The organism is Klebsiella sp. GG_Kp173 (assembly GCF_040062415.1).
Lineage (GTDB): Bacteria > Pseudomonadota > Gammaproteobacteria > Enterobacterales > Enterobacteriaceae > Klebsiella > Klebsiella quasipneumoniae.
On record NZ_JBEAFZ010000001.1, the window covers coordinates 143,155 to 164,812 of the forward strand.

24 protein-coding genes and 1 pseudogene are annotated in these 21,658 nt (G+C 58.5%); 15 read left to right on the plus strand and 10 right to left on the minus strand.

The window, feature by feature from the left end:
* Positions 1-75: 75 nt before the first annotated feature.
* Positions 76-657, minus strand: coding sequence for an ACP phosphodiesterase (acpH, locus tag ABLU50_RS00700; protein WP_004204843.1), 582 nt, complete (start codon positions 655-657; stop codon positions 76-78).
* A gap of 88 nt (positions 658-745) precedes the next feature.
* Between acpH and ABLU50_RS00705 the strand changes: the two are divergent.
* From ABLU50_RS00705 to ABLU50_RS00740, 8 genes and pseudogenes are all read left to right on the plus strand, one after another.
* A pseudogene (locus tag ABLU50_RS00705) lies at positions 746-861 on the plus strand (hypothetical protein).
* A 64-nt stretch (positions 862-925) separates the two neighbouring features.
* Complete coding sequence (queA, locus tag ABLU50_RS00710) at positions 926-1,990, plus strand: tRNA preQ1(34) S-adenosylmethionine ribosyltransferase-isomerase QueA (protein WP_004204841.1); 1,065 nt, start codon at positions 926-928, stop codon at positions 1,988-1,990.
* A 110-nt stretch (positions 1,991-2,100) separates the two neighbouring features.
* Complete coding sequence (gene tgt, locus ABLU50_RS00715) at positions 2,101-3,228, plus strand: tRNA guanosine(34) transglycosylase Tgt (RefSeq protein ID WP_002890395.1); 1,128 nt, start codon at positions 2,101-2,103, stop codon at positions 3,226-3,228.
* A 22-nt stretch (positions 3,229-3,250) separates the two neighbouring features.
* Positions 3,251-3,583 (plus strand): preprotein translocase subunit YajC, encoded by a 333-nt coding sequence (yajC, locus tag ABLU50_RS00720; RefSeq protein ID WP_002890398.1) that lies wholly within the window; start codon positions 3,251-3,253, stop codon positions 3,581-3,583.
* Between the two features lie 26 nt (positions 3,584-3,609).
* Positions 3,610-5,457: a protein translocase subunit SecD gene (secD, locus tag ABLU50_RS00725; protein WP_004204840.1), complete on the plus strand. Its 1,848-nt coding sequence runs from the start codon at positions 3,610-3,612 to the stop codon at positions 5,455-5,457.
* 10 nt (positions 5,458-5,467) lie between these two features.
* Positions 5,468-6,439 (plus strand): protein translocase subunit SecF, encoded by a 972-nt coding sequence (secF, locus tag ABLU50_RS00730; protein ID WP_004204839.1) that lies wholly within the window; start codon positions 5,468-5,470, stop codon positions 6,437-6,439.
* Positions 6,440-6,576: 137 nt separating this feature from the next.
* On the plus strand, positions 6,577-6,942 hold the full coding sequence (locus tag ABLU50_RS00735; RefSeq protein WP_004204838.1) for a VOC family protein: 366 nt from the start codon (positions 6,577-6,579) through the stop codon (positions 6,940-6,942).
* A 24-nt stretch (positions 6,943-6,966) separates the two neighbouring features.
* Positions 6,967-7,662 carry a YafY family protein gene (locus tag ABLU50_RS00740; protein WP_048294246.1) on the plus strand — a complete coding sequence of 232 codons (696 nt, stop codon included), beginning with the start codon at positions 6,967-6,969 and terminating at the stop codon, positions 7,660-7,662.
* Positions 7,663-7,704: 42 nt separating this feature from the next.
* Here the strand turns inward: ABLU50_RS00740 and ABLU50_RS00745 are convergent, their stop codons facing one another.
* Positions 7,705-8,589 (minus strand): nucleoside-specific channel-forming protein Tsx, encoded by an 885-nt coding sequence (locus tag ABLU50_RS00745; RefSeq protein WP_004204836.1) that lies wholly within the window; start codon positions 8,587-8,589, stop codon positions 7,705-7,707.
* A 300-nt stretch (positions 8,590-8,889) separates the two neighbouring features.
* On the minus strand, positions 8,890-9,429 hold the full coding sequence (locus ABLU50_RS00750; protein ID WP_004204835.1) for a DUF3251 domain-containing protein: 540 nt from the start codon (positions 9,427-9,429) through the stop codon (positions 8,890-8,892).
* Between the two features lie 147 nt (positions 9,430-9,576).
* Between ABLU50_RS00750 and nrdR the strand changes: the two genes are divergently transcribed.
* The 6 genes from nrdR to pgpA all read left to right on the plus strand — a co-directional run bounded on the left by nrdR (position 9,577) and on the right by pgpA (position 13,669).
* A complete protein-coding gene (nrdR, locus tag ABLU50_RS00755; RefSeq protein ID WP_002890417.1) occupies positions 9,577-10,026 on the plus strand; it encodes a transcriptional regulator NrdR in 450 nt (149 codons plus the stop codon).
* Between the two features lie 3 nt (positions 10,027-10,029).
* Positions 10,030-11,133 carry a bifunctional diaminohydroxyphosphoribosylaminopyrimidine deaminase/5-amino-6-(5-phosphoribosylamino)uracil reductase RibD gene (gene ribD / locus ABLU50_RS00760; RefSeq protein ID WP_087832583.1) on the plus strand — a complete coding sequence of 368 codons (1,104 nt, stop codon included), beginning with the start codon at positions 10,030-10,032 and terminating at the stop codon, positions 11,131-11,133.
* An 87-nt stretch (positions 11,134-11,220) separates the two neighbouring features.
* Positions 11,221-11,691 (plus strand): 6,7-dimethyl-8-ribityllumazine synthase, encoded by a 471-nt coding sequence (gene ribE, locus ABLU50_RS00765; RefSeq protein WP_001021161.1) that lies wholly within the window; start codon positions 11,221-11,223, stop codon positions 11,689-11,691.
* Positions 11,692-11,710: 19 nt separating this feature from the next.
* A complete protein-coding gene (gene nusB, locus ABLU50_RS00770; RefSeq protein ID WP_004204833.1) occupies positions 11,711-12,130 on the plus strand; it encodes a transcription antitermination factor NusB in 420 nt (139 codons plus the stop codon).
* 71 nt (positions 12,131-12,201) lie between these two features.
* Positions 12,202-13,173 (plus strand): thiamine-phosphate kinase, encoded by a 972-nt coding sequence (thiL, locus tag ABLU50_RS00775; protein ID WP_023319837.1) that lies wholly within the window; start codon positions 12,202-12,204, stop codon positions 13,171-13,173.
* On the plus strand, positions 13,166-13,669 hold the full coding sequence (pgpA, locus tag ABLU50_RS00780) for a phosphatidylglycerophosphatase A (protein WP_004177266.1): 504 nt from the start codon (positions 13,166-13,168) through the stop codon (positions 13,667-13,669). The genes thiL and pgpA overlap by 8 nt, the downstream gene beginning before the upstream one ends.
* A 45-nt stretch (positions 13,670-13,714) precedes the next feature.
* Here the strand turns inward: pgpA and ABLU50_RS00785 are convergent, their stop codons facing one another.
* The 4 genes from ABLU50_RS00785 to xseB are packed head-to-tail and all read right to left on the minus strand — an operon-like array spanning position 13,715 to position 17,773.
* Entirely contained in the window at positions 13,715-14,689 is a 975-nt protein-coding gene (locus tag ABLU50_RS00785; RefSeq protein ID WP_017898927.1) for an aldo/keto reductase, read from the minus strand.
* A gap of 60 nt (positions 14,690-14,749) precedes the next feature.
* Positions 14,750-16,612, minus strand: coding sequence for a 1-deoxy-D-xylulose-5-phosphate synthase (gene dxs / locus ABLU50_RS00790; protein ID WP_004204827.1), 1,863 nt, complete (start codon positions 16,610-16,612; stop codon positions 14,750-14,752).
* An 18-nt stretch (positions 16,613-16,630) separates the two neighbouring features.
* Positions 16,631-17,530 (minus strand): (2E,6E)-farnesyl diphosphate synthase, encoded by a 900-nt coding sequence (gene ispA, locus ABLU50_RS00795; protein ID WP_004204826.1) that lies wholly within the window; start codon positions 17,528-17,530, stop codon positions 16,631-16,633.
* On the minus strand, positions 17,531-17,773 hold the full coding sequence (xseB, locus tag ABLU50_RS00800) for an exodeoxyribonuclease VII small subunit (RefSeq protein ID WP_004204824.1): 243 nt from the start codon (positions 17,771-17,773) through the stop codon (positions 17,531-17,533). It abuts the gene before it with no gap.
* 181 nt (positions 17,774-17,954) lie between these two features.
* Between xseB and thiI the strand changes: the two genes are divergently transcribed.
* The gene (gene thiI / locus ABLU50_RS00805) at positions 17,955-19,403 is read left to right on the plus strand and encodes a tRNA uracil 4-sulfurtransferase ThiI (protein ID WP_004204823.1); all 1,449 of its coding nucleotides are present in this window, start codon (positions 17,955-17,957) and stop codon (positions 19,401-19,403) included.
* A gap of 66 nt (positions 19,404-19,469) precedes the next feature.
* On the opposite strand, the gene ABLU50_RS00810 is transcribed toward thiI, so the two are convergent.
* From ABLU50_RS00810 to panE, 3 genes are read right to left on the minus strand one after another with little or no spacing between them, the layout of a single operon-like run.
* Positions 19,470-19,946, minus strand: coding sequence for an SRPBCC family protein (locus tag ABLU50_RS00810; RefSeq protein ID WP_087832582.1), 477 nt, complete (start codon positions 19,944-19,946; stop codon positions 19,470-19,472).
* A 51-nt stretch (positions 19,947-19,997) separates the two neighbouring features.
* Entirely contained in the window at positions 19,998-20,591 is a 594-nt protein-coding gene (gene yajL / locus ABLU50_RS00815) for a protein deglycase YajL (RefSeq protein WP_087832581.1), read from the minus strand.
* On the minus strand, positions 20,554-21,465 hold the full coding sequence (gene panE / locus ABLU50_RS00820) for a 2-dehydropantoate 2-reductase (RefSeq protein ID WP_087832580.1): 912 nt from the start codon (positions 21,463-21,465) through the stop codon (positions 20,554-20,556). The genes yajL and panE overlap by 38 nt, the downstream gene beginning before the upstream one ends.
* Positions 21,466-21,658 lie beyond the last annotated feature (193 nt).

Below are 21,658 nucleotides of genomic sequence, written 5' to 3' on the forward strand. Positions count from 1 at the left end.
AGAGCCTGTCCGCCAATAACACAAAGAGGCGCTGACAATCGTTCAGCCAGCTTTTACCTATCAATGTCGCAGCGATTACAGCTGTTTGTTTTTCGCCTGACGCATCATCTGAGGATAAAAGCGCCAGAACTGCCCCTCCAGCCGGTCGTAGTGGGTATCCAGATCCTGCCAGGAGTCGCGCAGCGCCTCGAGACGCGGGCGGCGGCTGGCCATGCCATTGAGCACGCGCTGAATAAAATCCATCTCCTGATAGCGCTCCAGCCAGCGCTCCGACCACAGGTATTGATTGAGATTGACGAAGCGGGGCGGCGAGTCGGGCAGGATCGGCACGATCTGCCGCTCGGCGTAGCGCACGAACTCGTCCAGCGGCAGGTCAGGGGAGAGTTGCGCCCAGTGCTGCGACAGGAAATGATCCCACATGACGTCGAGGGTGATGGGGGCGACGCGGCGGGTCTGCGGGCGAAACCACTCCCGCGCCTCTTTGACTTCCGCCAGGTTGTCAGTCAGCACGTCAATTCGCCGATGCATATAGATGCCATCGACGATCGCCGCCGGATAGTCGCCCTGCGGGTTGCCGCGCACAAAGTCGGCCATCAAATTGCCGGGCAGCGAACTGTCGGCGAGATGGGCCAGGTGCAGGTGGGCGAGAAAATTCATAGCGACGACATCCTTTAAATACTTTATGGCGAGCAGAGTGAGCGGTGTAGCGCTGCGCGTCGCCCTGAACGGCAGCCCCGGTGCCCGAATGGCGTGCTGTCTGGCCGCGCGCGGCCCTCTGCCACCGGTGATGCATTCGGCTGCCGCATGGTGGCATTCGGAATGATTTGGAATATAGATTATGTCATTCGTCCGGAGGGGTAAAGGTTGCAGGCAGAACGCCCCGGCACTAGACTACCCGCCTCTTTATTCAGTCTGAGTTACCGTCATGCGCGTTACCGATTTTGCTTTTGAACTACCCGAATCTCTGATCGCCCACTATCCGATGCCTGAGCGCAGCAGCTGCCGCTTACTTTCCCTGGACGGGCCGACGGGCGCGCTGACGCATGGCACCTTCACCGACATCCTCGATAAGCTCAATCCTGGCGATCTGCTGGTGTTTAACAACACCCGGGTGATCCCGGCGCGTCTGTTCGGTCGTAAGGCCAGCGGCGGCAAGATCGAAGTGCTGGTGGAGCGGATGCTGGATGATAAGCGCATCCTCGCCCATATTCGCGCCTCGAAAGCGCCGAAGCCGGGCGCCGAGCTGCTGCTGGGCGACGACGAGAGCATTCAGGCCACCATGCTGGCGCGTCACGGCGCGCTGTTTGAAGTGGAATTTAACGACGAGCGCCCGGTGCTGGAGATCCTTAACGGGATTGGCCATATGCCGCTGCCGCCCTACATTGACCGCCCGGATGAAGACGCTGACCGCGAGCTCTATCAAACCGTCTACGGCACCAGGCCGGGCGCGGTAGCCGCCCCGACCGCTGGTCTGCACTTCGACGAACCGCTGCTGGATAAACTGCGCGCCAAAGGCGTTGAGATGGCGTTTGTCACCCTGCACGTGGGCGCGGGTACCTTCCAGCCGGTGCGCGTCGACAGCATTGAAGAGCACACCATGCACTCTGAATATGCGGAAGTGCCTCAGGAGGTAGTCGATGCGGTGCTGGCGGCGAAGGCGCGCGGCAATCGCGTGATCGCAGTGGGCACCACCTCGGTACGCTCGCTGGAGAGCGCGGCGCAGGCGGCGAAAGACGCCCTGATTGCGCCGTTCTTCGACGATACGCAGATTTTCATCTACCCGGGTTATCAGTACCAGGTGATCGATGCGCTGGTAACCAACTTCCATCTCCCTGAATCCACACTGATTATGCTGGTGTCGGCGTTTGCGGGTTATCAGCACACCATGAACGCCTATAAGGTAGCGGTGGAGCAGAAATATCGCTTTTTTAGCTACGGGGATGCGATGTTTATCACGTACAATCCGCAGGCTATTTCTGAGCGTCCCTGAAGAGGCCGGCCCGCCGGCTTTTTGGACGCCATGACGCATTTTTTTAGCCACGGAATCATTCCGTGGCGAGTATGAAAACGTCGGACTGTTTTTCTGACGCAGGAGCAAGCATGAAATTTGAACTGGATACCACCGACGGTCGCGCCCGCCGCGGTCGCCTGGTGTTTGAGCGCGGCGTGGTGGAAACACCGGCCTTTATGCCCGTTGGCACCTACGGCACCGTCAAAGGGATGACGCCGGAAGAGGTGGAAGCCACCGGCGCGCAGATTATTCTCGGCAACACCTTCCACCTGTGGCTGCGCCCGGGTCAGGAGATCATGAAGCTGCACGGCGATCTGCACGATTTTATGCAGTGGAAAGGACCGATCCTGACCGACTCCGGCGGCTTCCAGGTGTTCAGCCTTGGCGATATCCGTAAGATCACCGAGCAGGGCGTGCATTTCCGCAACCCGATCAACGGCGATCCGATTTTCCTCGATCCGGAAAAATCCATGGAGATTCAGTACGATCTCGGCTCTGATATCGTGATGATCTTCGACGAATGTACGCCGTATCCAGCGGACTGGGATTACGCCAAGCGCTCAATGGAGATGTCTCTGCGCTGGGCGAAGCGCAGCCGTGACCGTTTCGATAGCCTTGGCAATAAAAATGCGCTGTTCGGCATCATTCAGGGCAGCGTTTACGAAGATTTACGTGATATCTCGGTGAAAGGTCTGGTAGAGATTGGCTTTGATGGCTACGCTGTCGGCGGTTTGGCGGTCGGCGAGCCGAAGGAAGACATGCACCGTATTCTGGAGCACGTCTGCCCGCAGATCCCGGCCGATAAACCACGATACCTGATGGGCGTCGGGAAGCCGGAAGATCTGGTGGAAGGGGTACGTCGCGGTATCGATATGTTCGACTGCGTCATGCCGACGCGCAACGCGCGTAACGGCCACCTGTTCGTCACCGACGGCGTGGTGAAAATCCGCAACGCGAAGCACAAAAGCGATACCGCGCCGCTGGACGCCGAGTGTGATTGCTATACATGTCGCAATTATTCACGCGCTTACTTGCATCACCTTGACCGTTGCAACGAAATATTGGGCGCGCGTCTCAATACCATTCATAACCTGCGCTACTATCAGCGTTTAATGGCTGGTTTACGCAAGGCTATCGAAGAGGGTAAATTAGAGAGCTTCGTGACCGATTTTTACCAACGTCAGGGGCGCACCGTGCCTCCTTTGAACGTTGATTAATTTTAATAATGAGGGAATTTCAATGAGCTTTTTTATTTCTGATGCGGTAGCGGCAACGGGTGCACCGGCGCAGGGCAGCCCGATGTCTCTGATTCTGATGCTGGTGGTGTTCGGTCTGATTTTTTACTTCATGATCCTGCGTCCACAGCAGAAGCGCACCAAGGAACATAAGAACCTGATGAACTCCATCGCCAAAGGTGATGAAGTGCTGACCAACGGCGGTCTGGTCGGTCGTGTGACCAAAGTAGCGGAAACTGGCTACATTGCTATTGCGCTGAACGATACCACTGAAGTGGTTATCAAACGTGACTTCGTTGCTGCCGTTCTGCCGAAAGGCACCATGAAGGCGCTGTAATCTAACTTTTCCCAAAGGGAACTGCCGTGTTAAACCGTTATCCTTTGTGGAAGTATGTCATGCTGGTCGTCGTCATTGTCGTCGGCCTGATCTATGCGCTTCCCAACCTGTATGGTGAGGATCCGGCTGTTCAAATCACTGGCGCGCGCGGCGTCGCCGCCAGTGAGCAAACGCTGATCCAGGTCCAGAAAACTTTACAAGAAGAAAAAATTACCGCGAAGTCTGTGGCACTGGAAGAGGGCGCTATTCTTGCGCGCTTCGACACCACTGATACCCAGCTGCGCGCGCGTGAAGCGCTGCTTACCGTGCTGGGTGACAAATACGTCGTGGCGCTAAACCTTGCTCCGGCAACCCCACGCTGGCTGGCGGCACTCTATGCCGAACCGATGAAGCTGGGTCTTGATCTGCGCGGCGGCGTGCACTTCCTGATGGAAGTCGACATGGACACCGCGTTAGGCAAACTGCAGGAACAGAACATCGATAGCCTGCGCAGCGAGCTGCGCGACAAAGGCATTCCTTACGCGACCGTGCGCAAGGAAGACAACTACGGTCTGAGCATCGTCTTCCGCGACAGCGCGGCGCGCGACCAGGCTATCTCTTATCTCAGCCCTCGCCATCGCGATCTGGTGATCTCCTCTCAGGGTGACAACAGCCTGAAAGCGGTGATGACCGATGAGCGCCTGAAAGAAGCCCGTGAGTACGCGGTTCAGCAGAACATTAACATTCTGCGTAACCGTGTGAACCAGCTGGGCGTCGCCGAACCGCTGGTTCAGCGTCAGGGCGCTGACCGCATCGTCGTTGAGCTGCCGGGTATCCAGGATACCGCGCGGGCGAAGGAGATCCTTGGCGCGACCGCGACCCTCGAGTTCCGTCTGGTCAATACTAACGTTGACCAGTCCGCCGCCGCCTCTGGCCGCGTACCGGGCGACTCGGAAGTGAAGCAGACGCGTGAAGGCCAGCCGGTGGTGCTGTACAAGCGGGTGATCCTGACCGGTGACCATATCACCGACTCGACCTCCAGCATGGATGAGTACAACCAGCCGCAGGTCAACATCTCGCTGGACAGCGCGGGCGGTAACATCATGTCCAACTTCACTAAGGACAATATCGGCAAGCCGATGGCGACCCTGTTCGTGGAGTATAAAGACAGCGGTAAGAAAGACGCCAACGGTCGCGCTATCCTGGCGAAAGAGGAAGAGGTGATTAACATCGCCAACATCCAGTCGCGTCTGGGTAACAGCTTCCGTATTACCGGTATCAGCAACCCGAACGAAGCGCGCCAGCTGTCGCTGCTGCTGCGTGCCGGCGCGTTGATTGCGCCGATTCAGATCGTCGAAGAGCGGACTATCGGCCCAACCCTTGGTATGCAGAACATCAAGCAGGGTCTGGAAGCCTGTCTGGCCGGCCTGGTGGTCTCCATCCTGTTCATGATCCTCTTCTATAAGAAGTTCGGTCTGATTGCGACCTCGGCGCTGATTGCCAACCTGGTGCTGATTGTCGGCATTATGTCCCTCATCCCGGGGGCGACGCTGACCATGCCGGGCATCGCGGGTATCGTGTTAACCCTTGCGGTGGCGGTCGATGCTAACGTTCTGATCAACGAGCGTATCAAAGAAGAGCTGAGCAACGGGCGTACCGTTCAGCAGGCGATTGACGAAGGTTATCGCGGCGCGTTCAGCTCGATCTTCGACGCCAACGTGACGACGCTTATCAAAGTGATCATCCTGTACGCGGTCGGTACCGGTGCCATTAAAGGGTTTGCGATTACCACCGGTATCGGTATCGCGACCTCAATGTTTACCGCTATCGTCGGCACCCGTGCCATCGTGAACCTGCTGTACGGCGGCAAGCGCGTTAAAAAGCTGTCTATCTGAGGAGTGCGTTGTGGCACAGGAATATACTGTTGAACAATTGAACCACGGCCGTAAAGTCTGGGACTTTATGCGCTGGGACTACTGGGCCTTCGGCATTTCAGGTTTTCTGCTGATTGTGTCGATCGCCATCATCGGCGTCCGCGGCTTTAACTGGGGTCTCGATTTCACCGGCGGTACGGTGATCGAAATTACCCTTGAGAAGCCGGTCGATCTCGACCAGATGCGCGATTCCCTGCAAAAAGCGGGCTTTGAAGAGCCGCAGGTGCAGAACTTTGGCAGCAGCCGCGACATCATGGTACGTATGCCGCCGGTGCATGACGCCAACGGCAGCCAGGAGCTGGGCAGTAAGGTCGTGACGGTGATTAACGAATCGACCAGCCAGAACGCAGCGGTGAAGCGCATTGAGTTTGTCGGCCCGAGCGTCGGTGCGGACCTTGCGCAAACCGGCGCCCTGGCGCTGATTGCCGCGCTGGTCTGTATCCTGATCTACGTCGGCTTCCGCTTCGAATGGCGTCTGGCGGCGGGGGTGGTTATCGCCCTGGCGCACGACGTGGTGATCACCATGGGCGTGCTGTCGCTGTTCCATATCGAAATCGACCTGACCATTGTGGCCTCGTTGATGTCGGTTATCGGCTACTCGCTGAACGACAGTATCGTGGTATCGGACCGTATCCGTGAAAACTTCCGTAAGATCCGCCGCGGTACGCCGTACGAGATCTTCAACGTGTCGTTGACCCAGACGCTGCACCGTACCTTGATCACCTCCGGGACCACCCTGATGGTGATCCTGATGCTGTTCCTGTTCGGCGGCCCGATTCTGGAAGGCTTCTCGCTGACCATGCTGATCGGTGTCTCCATCGGTACGGCTTCTTCTATCTACGTCGCCTCCGCGCTGGCGTTGAAGCTGGGCATGAAGCGCGAGCATCTGCTGCAGCAGAAGGTGGAAAAAGAAGGGGCGGACCAGCCGTCAATTCTGCCGTAATACGGTTCAGTTGAAATAAAGCAATCCCGGCCCAGGCGGCCGGGATTTTTTTTGCCCGCGACAAAACCTGCTGACAGTATGCTGTCAGGAGCCCTCCCATACACTCCTTTTGAACTCAATAACGAGCAGGAGGAAGTATGAATAACGTGATTAACTGGTTTGAAATTCCGGTCGCCGATATGGATCGCGCCGTCGCGTTTTATGAGCCGGTGATGCAGGTGACGCTGCGTCGCGAAACCATGGACTGCGCCGAGCTGGCGGTGTTCCCGCATCAGGATCCGGCCCCCGGCGGCGCGCTGGCCAAATTTGAGGGTATCGCGCCTTCAGCGCAGGGCGCTATTATTTACCTGCATACAGACCATCTTGCCGCCACACTCGACCGCGTCGCCTCGGCGGGTGGGGCGTGTGTTTTCGGGCCGCTGACGCTGCCGAATAATATTGGCACCATCGCGCTGTTTACTGACAGCGAGGGCAACCGCGTCGGCCTGCACCAACCGGCTTAACCTGAACTTTTTGTGAAGTGAAATATGACCCGACGCGCCGACCGTTTATTTCAGATTGTGCAGATCCTGCGCGGCAGGCGGCTCACCACCGCCTCGCTGCTGGCGGAGCGGCTGGGCGTGTCGGAACGCACCGTGTATCGCGATATTCGCGATCTCTCCCTCTCCGGCGTGCCGGTGGAGGGGGAGGCGGGTAGCGGCTACCGGCTGCTGGCGGGCTACGATCTGCCGCCGCTAATGCTGACCACCAAAGAATCCGAAGCGCTGATCGCCGCGATCCGGCTGCTGAAAACCTGGGGCGGCGAGGCGCTGTCGCAATCGCTGGAGTCCGCTCAGGAGAAGATGCTGGCGATCCTGCCGGAGGCGCGCCGGCGCCAGGCGGAGCAGACCCGCCTGTTTGCCCCCGATCTCGGCGCCCATCGCTATGCCAAAACCTTCTTTGACATCATTCATCAGGCGGTCTCCGGCCAGCAGGTGCTGGCGTTGCGCTATCAGGATGAGTCCGGTCGGGTGACCGAGCGCGACGTGCTGCCGCTGGGGCTGTTTTTCTGGGGGGAGCGCTGGCTGCTGGTAGCCTGGTGTGAGCTGCGCAATGATTATCGCAACTTTCGCCTCGACCGCTGTCTGGCGGTCAGGGCGACCGAGCGTCGATTCAGCGAGTGCGCCGACCGCTCGTTAAGCGATTTTCTGCGCAAGGTTCGGTGCGACGTGTGGGAGAAATAAAAACGCCCGGATGGCCCGGGCGCTGTCTTGCCGTTTCAGCAATTAGAAGTTGTAACCAACCACGAAGTAACCACCCCAGCCGGTTGAGCGGACGCTGAAATCGCCATCGCCGAAGTTCAGCTTGGCATCGTCAGCCCACTGGCCGCCGTTATGGAAGTAACGGGCCACTACCGAGTAGTGCCAGTGCGCGTAGTTCAGCGCCAGGATGTGGCTGGAGGCGATGGAGTTGCTGGTGCGCGCGTGCTTCCCGTTCAGATCGTAGAAGTTGTCATCGCCGAGGTCAGAACCCCAGTCGAAGTTGGTGAAGCCGATGTAGCTCAGCGAACCGCCCCACAGGTCGGTCAGCGGCACAAAGTATTTCACTTTGAAGCGGTAGCCGTCCCACTCGTTCTCATTGGACGCGCCGTAGTTCTGCCATTGGTATTTGGCGTAGACGTTCAGCGACAGGCTCATCGGCAGGCCGGTGTCGATATCGGTACCCAGACCCATATACCAGGTGCTCTGCTCCTGGGAATCATTGCGGCCCATATCGTAGATATAGTTGTTCGCGAAATACCACTCTTTGAACGGCCCGAAGCTCAGATCGGTGTTGGTCAGCTTGTCGATAGAGAAGCGCGGTTCGATCTCCATAAACAGCGGAGAACCGTTGTTCCAGATACCTTTTGCCGTGCTATTGCCGCCGAAGAACACCGGAGCATCGATATAGCCGTAAAAATCAAACCAGTCTTTTTTGGCGAACGCTTCGTATTCCAGATAGGTATCGTTACGGATCTGCGGTCCGAAACGGGTGTGGTAGCTCCCTACCACGTTAACACTCTGGTGCCACCAGTCAGACAGATACTGCGGTTTGTCGTTTTCTGCCGCGCCCGCGGTAAAAGAAGTGGAGAGCGCCACAACCGCACCCGCTGCCAGTAATGTTTTTTTCATAGTAATGCCACTGTTTAAATTGAGCCTGAAGGCGTTAAAAGAAGTGCCGAAGCGTTTCTAAATATTTCGTCTTTCTGTGGGGGTCTATTATAGGAATCATTGCTCACAAAAATACGTGTTGTTTCACATAACCAGAACATGCGTAATCGATTGCGTTCACGATTCTATGCATTTCTTGACAAAATGCTACTGAAAATCGCGATGCAGAACGATTTCTAATGAACTCTTGCGAAAAGTTGTAAGTGGAGAAGAATGACGGGGCAGGATGTCGCCGGGCAGGGGAAAGCCCGGCGCAAAGGCTTACTGTGCGGCGGCGGGCTGGATATCGTGGACGCGAATAAAACCGACTTTGTCCGGCGTCACGTTCAGGCGCAGCGGGATGTTGACATCGCTGGGTGCGAGGATGCTGGCCGGGGCGCTGATCAACTGATCCTGAACATTCACTTCCTGGTAGCTGTGGGTAGTGCCGGTGATCTGTCCGGAGGCGACGGTGGCGGTAAAGGCCGGCAGCGGATCGTTGGATTCGCCCTGAATACGTAACGTCAGGCGTGACCCGTCGCCATCCGGCGTAATGCTCGCCACCGACATGCGCAGGGTGCCGATCTGGCTCTCCAGCCGCGCCGGGGTTTTCGCCTCCGGCAGCAAATAGACGCCGCGGGTAGATTTCGCGTTCAGCGCGTTTTGCTGGGTAATTTTGATCGTTTGCTGATTGAGCTGGGTCATCTCCTGGCTCAGGGTGCTCACACTCTGGTGCATCTGGCGGATTTCGCTTTGCTGGGCGCAGGCGGTCAGGGTAAACAGGCTGCCCGCGATGGCGAGTTTCAGGTAACGTCTTGTCATGGTCAGGATTCCGTTTGCAGAGGATGCTTAATGGTAGCCAAACCGCCTGTCTCTCCCATAGATCCTTTGTCTCAAAAGCTCTTTCTTTGTAGTCAGGTCACTTCGCGGTAAACTACCCTTCAGTTTAACTACCTGTCAGGACGCGCTATGCATTGCCCTTTCTGTTTCGCCGTGGATACCAAAGTGATTGACTCTCGTCTGGTGGGGGAAGGCTCTTCCGTGCGTCGCCGTCGGCAGTGTCTGGTCTGTAATGAGCGCTTTACCACCTTCGAAGTGGCGGAGCTGGTGATGCCCCGGGTGGTGAAGAGTAACGATGTGCGTGAACCCTTCAACGAAGACAAGCTGCGCAGTGGGATGCTGAAAGCGCTGGAGAAACGTCCGGTCAGCGCCGATGACGTCGAAATGGCGGTCAACCATATCAAAACCCATCTGCGCGGAACCGGCGAGCGCGAAGTGGCCAGCAAAATGATCGGCAACCTGGTGATGGAACAGCTGAAAAAACTGGATAAAGTCGCCTATATTCGCTTCGCGTCGGTCTATCGCAGCTTCGAAGATATCAAAGAATTCGGCGAAGAGATCGCCCGCTTACAGGACTAAGCCATGCAGGACGAAATGTACATGGCGCGTGCGCTTAAGCTCGCCGCCCGCGGTCGCTTTACCACCCATCCTAACCCTAACGTTGGCTGCGTCATTGTAAAAGATGGCGAGATCGTCGGCGAAGGGTTCCACTATCGCGCCGGCGAGCCGCACGCCGAAGTGCACGCCCTGCGGATGGCGGGGGAACAGGCGCGAGGCGCCACCGCCTATGTCACCCTTGAGCCCTGCAGTCATCACGGCCGTACGCCGCCGTGCTGCGATGCGCTGATTGCCGCCGGCATCAGCCGCGTGGTCGCCGCGATGCAGGATCCGAACCCGCAGGTGGCGGGGCGCGGCCTGTACCGTCTGCAGCAGGCCGGTATTGAAGTCAGCCACGGGCTGATGATGAACGAGGCGGAAGCGCTGAACAAGGGCTTCCTGAAGCGGATGCGCACCGGTTTTCCCTGGGTGCAGCTCAAGCTGGGTGCTTCGCTGGACGGCCGCACGGCGATGGCCAGCGGCGAAAGCCAGTGGATCACCTCCCCGCAGGCGCGACGCGACGTGCAGCGTCTGCGCGCACAGAGCCATGCCATTCTGACCAGCAGCGCCACCGTACTGGCGGACGATCCGGCGCTGACCGTGCGCTGGCAGGAGCTGAGCGCCGATACCCAGGCGCTGTATCCCCAAGAGAATTTGCGCCAGCCGCTGCGCGTCGTGATCGACAGTCAGAACCGCGTCACGCCTGAGCATCGTATTGTGCAGCAGGCGGGGGAAACGCTGTTTGCCCGCCTGGGCGCCGATGAGCGCCAGTGGCCGGACAGCGTGCGCACGCTGCTGGTTCCGGAACATAACGGCCATCTCGATCTGGTGCTGCTGATGATGCAGCTTGGCAAACAGCAGATCAACAGCGTCTGGGTGGAGGCGGGGGCCACGCTTGCCGGGGCGCTGCTGCAGGCGGGGCTGGTCGACGAGCTTATCGTCTATATTGCGCCTAAACTGTTAGGCAATGCGGCGCGTGGATTATGCGCGCTGCCGGGGCTTGAAGAACTGAGCCAGGCGCCCCATTTTAAATTCAATGAGATACGTCAGGTTGGCCCGGATGTCTGCCTGCATTTAACCACTGCGTGAGGCTTTCCTGATTATTAGGAAGCAGCGCTCAGAATAATATGATAAAATCCGCCCCCCTTGCGGGGCACATGAACCCGAAGGAAGAGTATGAACATTATTGAAGCTAACGTTGCTACCCCGGACGCTCGCGTCGCCATCACCATTGCGCGTTTCAACAACTTTATCAATGACAGCCTGCTGGAAGGTGCGATTGACGCCCTGAAACGCATTGGTCAGGTAAAAGATGAAAACATCACCGTTGTTTGGGTTCCAGGCGCGTATGAGCTGCCGCTGGCGGCTGGCGCACTGGCGAAAACCGGTAAATATGACGCGGTGATCGCGCTGGGTACGGTGATTCGCGGCGGTACCGCCCACTTTGAATATGTGGCAGGCGGTGCCAGCAATGGCCTGGCGCACGTCGCTCAGGACAGCGAAATCCCGGTAGCCTTTGGTGTTCTGACCACTGAAAGTATTGAACAAGCCATTGAGCGCGCTGGCACCAAAGCCGGTAACAAAGGCGCAGAAGCTGCGCTGACCGCGCTGGAAATGATTAACGTATTGAAAGCCATCAAGGCCTGATTTTTGTAAGGGGAATTCCGTGAAACCTGCTGCTCGTCGCCGCGCCCGTGAGTGTGCCGTTCAGGCGCTCTACTCCTGGCAGTTGTCCCAGAACGACATCGCTGATGTCGAATACCAGTTCCTGGCGGAACAGGACGTAAAAGATGTTGATGTTCTGTATTTCCGCGAACTGCTGTCCGGAGTGGCGACTAACAGCGCGTACCTCGACGGCCTGATGAAGCCCTACCTGTCCCGTCAGCTGGAAGAGCTGGGTCAGGTGGAAAAAGCGGTGCTGCGTATCGCGCTGTTTGAGCTGTCCAAACGCGATGACGTACCGTATAAAGTGGCCATCAATGAAGCTATCGAACTGGCGAAAACCTTCGGCGCTGAAGATAGCCACAAGTTCGTCAACGGTGTGCTGGACAAAGCGGCTCCGGTAATTCGTCCCCACAAGAAGTAAACTGCAGGCCGGGTTTTGCGAGGGTCGTCTCGCAACCCGGCCTTATTTATTATTTTGCTGAGGCATAACGTATGGCATGTGGCGAATTCTCCCTGATTGCCCGTTATTTTGATCGCGTTAAAAGCGCTCGTCTTGATGTCGAGACCGGTATCGGCGACGACTGCGCTCTCCTGAATATTCCCGAGAAAAAAACGCTGGCAATCAGCACCGACACTCTGGTGGCGGGCAATCACTTCTTACCCGATATCGACCCGGCCGACCTCGCCTATAAAGCCCTGGCGGTGAACCTGAGCGACCTCGCAGCGATGGGCGCGGAGCCGGCGTGGCTCACCCTGGCGCTGACCTTGCCGGAGGTGGATGAAGCCTGGCTGGAAGCCTTCAGCGACAGCCTGTTTGTCCAGCTTGACTACTACGATATGCAGCTGATTGGCGGCGACACCACCCGTGGCCCGCTCGCCATGACTCTGGGTATCCACGGCTTTGTGCCGCCTGGGCGCGCCATGAAACGTTCAGGTGCGAAGCCGGGAGACTGGATCTATGTCACCGGTACCCCGGGGGACAGCGCCGCCGGCCTGGCGCTGTTGCAGAACCGGCTGACGGTGGATACGCCGACTGACGCCGACTATTTGCTGGCCCGTCACCTGCGTCCGATGCCCCGCGTGCTGCAGGGCCAGGCGCTGCGCGACCTGGCGACGTCGGCGATCGATCTCTCCGACGGCCTGATCTCCGATCTGGGTCATATTCTCAAAGCCAGCGGCTGCGGCGCGCGTATCGATCTTGATGCCATGCCGTACTCTGACGCGATGCTAAGCCAGGTTGATTCTGAGCAGGCGCTACGCTGGGCGCTCGCCGGTGGCGAAGACTACGAGCTGTGCTTTACCGTACCGGAACTGAACCGTGGGGCGCTGGACGTGGCCCTTGGCCATCTTGGCGCGCGTTTTACCTGTATCGGACAGATTGCGCCGGAGAGCGAAGGTCTGCAGTTTATCCGCGACGGTAAGCCGGTCACGCTTGATTTAAAGGGATACGATCACTTTGCGTAGTCGAGACGAGGCGCTTAGTCGCCTGAGTATGCGTAATCCATGGCATCTGCTGGCGACCGGCTTTGGCAGCGGCTTAAGCCCGGTGGTGCCGGGCACGATGGGGTCGCTGGCGGCGATCCCGTTCTGGTATCTGATGACTTTTCTCCCCTGGCAGCTCTACTCGCTGGTGGTGATGATGAGCATCTGTATCGGGGTCTATCTGTGCCATCGCACGGCCAAAGATATGGGCACCCATGACCACGGCAGCATCGTCTGGGACGAGTTCGTCGGGATGTGGATCACCCTGATGGCGCTGCCGACCCTGGACTGGCAGTGGGTGGCCGCCGGCTTCGTCATTTTCCGTATCTTCGATATGTGGAAACCGTGGCCGATTCGCTGGTTTGACCGTAATATTCACGGCGGAATGGGGATCATGGTGGATGATATCGTCGCCGGCGTGATCTCCGCCGGCGTGCTGTATGTTATTGGCCATCACTGGCCCATCGGTCTGCTTTGACCGCTTCTCCCCGGCAGCGCCATGCTGTCGGGGAAACCACGCCCGTCACTTAAATCCCACCACCGGGTGCGGCTGATAGGGCGCCTCCAGTTTGTCGATCTGTTCCGGAGATAGCGTCAAATCCACCGCCTGCAACAGGTCATCGAGCTGTTCCTGACGCGACGGACCGATAATTGGCGCGGCGACGCCGGGCTTGCTTAACAGCCAGGCGAGGGCGACCTGCGCGCGACTGGCGTCGAGCTCTTCTGCCACGTCCGCGAGATTCCCGGCGATCTGCGCGTCATTCTCTTCGCTGGTGCTGTAAAGCGATTTGCCGAACTCATCCGAGACCAGCCGGGCGGTGGTCTCACCCCATGGGCGGGTCAGCCTGCCGCGCGCCAGCGGGCTCCACGGGATCACAGCCACGCCGTTACGCTGGCACAGGGGCAGCATCTCATTCTCTTCTTCCCGGTAAATCAGGTTGTAGTGATCCTGCATGGTGACGAAGCGCGCCCAGCCGTTCTGCTGCTGAAGCGCCAGCGCCTGGGCAAACTGCCGGGCATGCATGGACGAGGCGCCGATATAGCGCGCTTTGCCGGCTTTCACCACCTCGTCCAGCGCTTCGAGCGTCTCTTCAATCGGGGTGCTGTAGTCCCAGCGGTGGATCTGCAACAGGTCGACATAGTCCATACCGAGACGGCGCAGGCTGTCGTCGATAGAGCGCAGGATCTGCGCCCGGGAAAGCCCTTCCGCCAGATCGCCGACCTGGTGATAGACCTTGGTGGCGACAACCACCTCGTCGCGGCGGGCAAAGTCGCGCAGAGCGCGGCCGACGATCTCTTCGCTACTGCCGTCGGAGTAGCTGTTTGCGGTATCGAAGAAGTTGATGCCGCCTTCAATGGCGTGCTGGATGAGCGGGCGACTGCTCTCTTCCGGAAGCGTCCAGGCGTGTCTGCCGCGGTCCGGCTCGCCGAAGGTCATGCAGCCGAGGCAGAGTCGGGAAACACGTAAGGCAGTATCGCCGAGGGGGATATAGTGCATGGTGCGCTCCTGCTATTCATCAAGGGTATCCCTTAAGCATAGCAGGAGCGGGAGGGGCGATTATGCCAGCCAGTCGAGGATTTTGGCTTCAATACCGGCGGCATCGAGGCCGAGGTCGGCGCGGATCTCTTCCTGAGTGCCCTGCGGAATAAAGACGTCCGGCAGGCCAATATTGAGCACCGGTACCGCCCGGCGATGGGCCATCAGCACTTCATTCACGCCGCTGCCGGCGCCGCCCATAATGGCGTTCTCTTCCAGCGTCACCAGAACGTCGTGCTCGCCTGCCAGCTGCAGGATCAGCGCGGTATCCAGCGGCTTCACAAAGCGCATGTCCACCAGGGTGGCGTTGAGTTTGTCCGCCACCGCTGCGGCCTCCGGCAGCAGGGTACCGAAGTTGAGGATCGCGACCTTCTCGCCCTGGCGCTTCACTACCCCTTTGCCGATCGGCAGCGATGCCAGCGGCTCCAGCGTCGCGCCGGTGCCGCTGCCGCGCGGATAGCGCACCGCGCAGGGTCCGTCGCTGTAGTGGTAGCCGGTATACAGCATCTGGCGGCATTCATTTTCATCGCTCGGCGTCATCACCACCATATCCGGAATACAGCGCAGGAAGGAGAGATCGAACGCCCCCTGATGCGTCTGGCCGTCTGCGCCGACAATCCCGGCGCGGTCGATGGCAAACAGCACCGGCAGCTTCTGAATAGCCACATCGTGGATCACCTGATCGTAGGCTCGCTGCAGGAAGGTGGAGTAGATGGCCACCACTGGTTTGTAGTCGCCAATCGCCAGTCCGGCGGCGAAGGTGACTGCATGCTGCTCGGCGATGGCGACATCAAAGTACTGATCGGGGAATTTCTTCGAAAATTCCACCATCCCTGAACCTTCGCGCATCGCCGGGGTGATGGCCATCAGCTTGCTGTCTTTGGCCGCCGTTTCGCACAGCCAGTCGCCGAAGATTTTCGAATAGGAAGGGAGACCGCCGCTGCTTTTGGGCAGTACGCCGCTGGTATGGTCGAACTTTGGCACCGCGTGGAAAGTGATCGGGTCTTTCTCGGCGGGCTCATAGCCGCGGCCTTTTTTGGTCATAATATGCAGGAACTGCGGGCCCTTCAGGTCGCGCATGTTCTTCAGGGTGCTGACCAGACCGAGCACATCGTGGCCATCCACCGGGCCGATGTAGTTAAAGCCCAGCTCTTCAAACAGCGTCCCAGGCACCACCATGCCTTTGATATGCTCTTCGGTCCGCTTAAGCAGCTCTTTAATCGGCGGTACGCCGGAAAAGACCTTTTTGCCGCCTTCGCGCAGGGTGGAGTAGAGCTTACCGGAGAGCAGCTGCGCCAGATGATTATTCAGCGCCCCGACGTTCTCGGAGATCGACATTTCATTGTCATTCAGCACCACCAGCAGGTCGGGTTTGATATCCCCGGCGTGGTTCATCGCCTCAAACGCCATGCCGGCGGTAATCGCCCCGTCGCCAATCACGCACACCGCGCGCCGCTGTTTATCCTCTTTCGCGGCGGCGATAGCCACCCCGATGCCAGCGGAAATGGAGGTGGAGGAGTGACCGACGCTCAGCACGTCGTACTCGCTTTCACCGCGCCACGGGAAGGGGTGCAGGCCGCCTTTCTGGCGAATGGTGCCGATTTTGTCGCGGCGGCCGGTCAGAATTTTATGCGGGTAGGCCTGGTGACCGACGTCCCAGATCAGGCGATCGAAGGGCGTGTTATAGACGTAGTGCAGCGCCACGGTCAGTTCCACCGTGCCGAGGCCAGAGGCAAAGTGACCGCTGGAGCGGCTGACGCTGTCCAACAGGTAGCGCCGCAGCTCATCACACAGCTTCGGCAGGCTCTCTTTTGGCAACAGGCGCAACTCCTGGGTGGAATCTACCAGCGCCAGGGTCGGGTATTTGGCAATATCAAAACTCATCAGAGACTCATTTATTGTTTATTTATCGCGCTGAATAATGTAATTCGCGAGCGCTTCCAGTGCCGAAGTATCCAGAGATTGTGCGGCCAGTTCATCTAACGAACGGCGGGCATCAGCGATCAGGTCGTGCGCTTTCTTCCGGGCTTGCTCAAGACCCAGGAGGGCGGGATAGGTGCTTTTACCCAATTGCTGGTCGGCACCCTGACGTTTGCCAAGGGTCGCAGTATCCCCTACCACGTCGAGAATGTCATCCTGGACCTGGAAGGCCAGGCCGATATTTTCCGCATAGCGATCCAGCGCGGGCAGGGCGGCACGCCCGCGCTCGCCGGCGCTCAACGCCCCCATGCGGACGGCGGCGCGGATTAGCGCGCCCGTTTTGTGGCGGTGGATACGTTCCAGCGCCTGCAGATTCACCTGCTGTCCTTCCGCCTGCAGATCCAGCGCCTGGCCGCCGCACATGCCCGCCACGCCGCTGGCCTGCGCCAGTTCGGAAACCATCGCCAGACGATCCCGGTCAGGGACGTCCGTCATCGGCGCATCACTGAGTATAGAGAACGCCAGCGTTTGCAGGGCATCTCCCGCAAGAATTGCGTTGGCTTCGCCAAATTTAATATGGCAGGTCGGCAGTCCGCGACGCAGATCGTCATCATCCATCGCCGGCAAATCATCATGCATCAGAGAATAAGCATGAATGCATTCGACCGCGGCGGCAGGGGCATCCAGCGTGGTGCGGCTCACGCCGAACATCTCGCCGGTAGCGTAGACAAGGAAGGGACGCAGGCGTTTACCGCCTAAGAGTGCGCCATAATGCATCGCTTCCACCAGCGGAGTGTTCTGAAAGGGCTGCGGCGCGATAAAACGGCGCAGCGCCTCGTTAGCCTGTTCCACACAGGCCTGCAATTGTTGCGGGAAATCCATTTATTCAGCGTCCGGCGTAAAAGGCGTGGTCGGGGAATCTTCACTATCCGCCAGCAGGATCTGCACGCGCTGTTCGGCCTGCTGCAGCTGGCTTTGCCCCTGGCGGGCCAGCTGGACCCCGCGCTCAAATTCGCTGAGCGCTTCTTCTAACGGCAAATCGCCGCTTTCCAGACGGTTTACGATCTGCTCCAGTTCGCCCAGTGCAGTTTCAAAGCTGGCCGGGGCCTCATTTTTCTTTGGCATAGTGAATATAGACTCTTGTTATTTCGCGACGGCAATACCGGGTATGGTAACGAAGTCACGCGTGTAAGCAAATAACGCGCAATGGTGATATACTCCGCGCCCAGGATGCAGGCACCGGTGTGCGCTGCTTTACAACTTTTGCTTAAAGCCCCGTCGGGCTTGCCAACGAACTATTGTCGCCATGAAGTTTATCATTAAATTGTTCCCGGAAATCACCATCAAAAGCCAATCTGTGCGGTTGCGCTTCATTAAAATCTTAACCGGGAACATTCGTAACGTTCTCAAAAACTATGACGAGACGCTGGCCGTCGTTCGCCATTGGGATCATATCGAAGTTCGCGCGAAAGATGAAAATCAGCGCCCGGCTATTCGCGATGCGCTGACCCGTATTCCCGGCATCCACCATATTCTGGAAGTCGAAGACGTACCGTTCACCTCGCTGCACGATATTTTTGAGCAGACGCTGCCGCTGTGGCGCGAGGCGCTGGAAGGCAAAACCTTCTGCGTGCGGGTGAAGCGTCGCGGCAAACATGAATTCACCTCAATTGAGGTGGAGCGCTACGTCGGCGGCGGCCTGAATCAGCATATTGAAACGGCGCGCGTGAAGCTGACCGACCCGGACGTTACCGTCAATCTTGAGATTGAAAACGATCGCCTGCTGCTGGTGAAAGGCCGCTATGAAGGTATCGGCGGTTTCCCGATCGGCACGCAGGAAGATGTGTTGTCGCTGATTTCCGGCGGCTTTGACTCCGGCGTCTCCAGCTACATGCTGATGCGCCGCGGCTGCCGCGTGCACTACTGCTTCTTTAACCTTGGCGGCGCCGCCCATGAGATTGGCGTCCGCCAGGTCGCGCATTACCTGTGGAACCGCTTCGGCAGCTCTCACCGCGTTCGCTTTGTGGCGATTAACTTTGAGCCGGTGGTCGGCGAAATCCTCGAAAAAGTGGATGACGGCCAGATGGGCGTGGTGCTCAAGCGCATGATGGTCCGCGCCGCGTCAAAAGTCGCGGAACGCTACGGCGTGCAGGCGCTGGTCACCGGCGAAGCGCTGGGTCAGGTCTCCAGTCAGACTCTCACCAACCTGCGCCTGATCGACAACGTCTCCGATACCCTGATCCTGCGTCCGCTGATTTCACACGATAAAGAGCACATCATCGACCTGGCCCGCGAGATCGGTACGGAAGATTTCGCCCGCACGATGCCGGAGTACTGCGGCGTGATCTCCAAGAGCCCGACCGTGAAGGCGGTGAAGGCGAAGATTGAAGCGGAAGAAGAACACTTCGATTTCAGCATCCTCGATAAAGTGGTGGAAGAGGCGAGCAATATCGATATCCGCGAAATCGCCCAGCAGACGGAAGAGACGGTGGTGGAAGTGGAAACCGTCAACGGCTTTGGCGCCAACGACGCGATCCTCGACATTCGCTCCATCGACGAGCAGGAAGACAAGCCGCTTAAGGTCGAGGGGGTTGAAGTTGTTTCTCTGCCGTTCTACAAGCTGAGCACCAAGTTTGGCGATCTCGATCAGAGTAAAACCTGGCTGCTGTGGTGCGAACGCGGAGTGATGAGCCGTCTGCAGGCGCTTTATTTGCGCGAGCAGGGCTTCAGCAACGTGAAAGTTTATCGCCCGTAACAGGTTGTTATGATGCAAAAGGCCTTCCCTGATGGAAGGCCTTTTTACTATTGGCAGGGGAGTGTATTAGCGCAGGGTCAGCGCCAGGTCATTGAGTTGATCGATGACAATATTCCAGCCCTCGAAAAATCCCATCTGCTCATGCTGCTCGCGGGTTTCATCATCGGCATGCAGCACTGTGGCCGTATAGCGACACCCGCCCTGTTCATCGGCAAAGGTGATGATGGCCGTCATCGCGAAGGGGGAAACAGCGGGGCGATAATCCGCCGTCAGCATCGAGGTTATGACGATTTTTTGTTGCGGGATAATCTCAAGAAAACAGCCGGGGTTATCGCTGCGTTCACCGTCAGGGCCGTGCATCACGGTGTGAAAGGCCCCGCCGGCGCGAAAATCAAAGGTCAGAACCTCGGTTTGCCAGGGCTTCGGGCACCACCAGGTTCGGAGTAATGCCGGGTCGGCCCACGCGCGCCACAGGGCTGCGGCGGGCGCGCTGAGCAGGCGGCTGATAACAAGATCGCGAGAATCGGTTGCGCTACGGGACATGCTACGACTCCTCAGGAAAAGGGGGAGCCAGTCCGCGGCGCGGACCGGCTATCAGGCTTCGTAGTAATTATAGATGCCGGCGGCCATCACCAACTGTGAGGCGACCTCATACGCTTTCTCGCGCCCCACCAGCAGATCGATCATTTTCAGGGCGAAATCAATCGATGTCCCTGGACCCTGACTGGTTAACAGATTCACCCGCGGATCCCAGACCACCCGCTTATCCTGCCACTGATCGGCGGGGATCTGCGCCTTCAGCGCTGGAAAACCGGTCATGTTGCCGATCGGGAACAGATGATGAGGTACCAGCACGGTCGCCGGAGCGGCGCAGATAGCGGCCACAATGCGCCCAGAGAGATGAAACTGGCGGACGGTTTCCACCAACAGCGGGCTGTCGCGAAAGCACTCCGCTCCCTTGAGGCCGCCCGGGAGGACGATAATATCGAAATCGCCATCGGCCACCTCGACCAGAGGAGCATCCGCCAGCAGCTTGACGCCGCGCGAGCAGACGATGGCCAGGCCGCCGTCGCTGGCGACGCTGGCGGTGGTCACCTTCACCCCGCCGCGGACCAGCAGGTCGATAGTGGTGACCGCTTCGGTCTCTTCGCTACCAGGGGCGAGGCAAATCAGTGCCGACGCGCTCATATTCATTCTCCTTACGCTTGACCAGTTCAAATAAGCGGGCGTTTTCCGGTACGGCAACGCCGTGGGCGCGGGCGCGGTTGAGCAGAAAACCGGTGATATAGTCGATCTCCGTGTGCCGCTGGGCGCGAACGTCCTGCAGCATGGATGAGATATTTTCTGCCGTACTTTCAATCACCTGTTCGACATAAAATAGCAGGTTTTCCGCCGAGGTATGAATACCTTCGCGCTCCATCACTGCCGCCACCTCGCGACAAATGGCCGCAACTTCCTGCGGATAGTCGCGCAGATCGCCATTTTTACACCCTTTTATCGCGGTCAGGGGGTTAATCGCGCAGTTAACCGCGAGTTTGCGCCAGGTGGCCGAGAAAATATTGTTGTGCCAGGCGACATCCGGCAGCACGTTCTGCAGCACTTCAGCGAGGTAGCTGTAGTCCTGTTCGTAGCTTTTCGCCGGCCCGATATGCGTGGTGCCCTGGGCGACGTGGATGATGACATTCCCGTCGCGGCGCGCCGCTTGGGTGGTGGAGGCCAGCAGTAAAGGCTGTTTCACGCCGCGCAGCTCCTCGACGGTGCCCATGCCGTTATGCACCAGCACAATCGGCGTGGTGTCCGGCAGGATCGCGGCCAGGTGCTTTACCGCGTTTGAAACCTGCCAGGCTTTTAAAGTGACAATCAGCAGCTCGCTGCTGGCAAGAAAATCGGGGTCGTTGGCCGTCAGCGACTCGTTGAACACCGAGCCGTCGGTTTCAATGACGTTGACGCTACAGAATGGCTGCGGCACGCGCAGCCAGCCCTGGACTTCATGTCCCTGTTTGCACAACGCGGTCAGCCATAGTTGTCCCAGTGCACCGCATCCCAGTACGGTTACTTTCATTGTTCCTCCTCATCTGCCGCTACCCCAGGCGCTGATGACTAAAGTCTATCTCGTCGCTTTTCACATCGTCGCACGGAAAGGGGGTTTCGGCGTCGTCGGGCAGCATGGGGAAAATAGCGCGAGCGTTGCGTAATCAGCTAAGCTTCCGGGATAACAAGTTGAGTTATGCCGCGTTGCAGGTATTATGCAACGC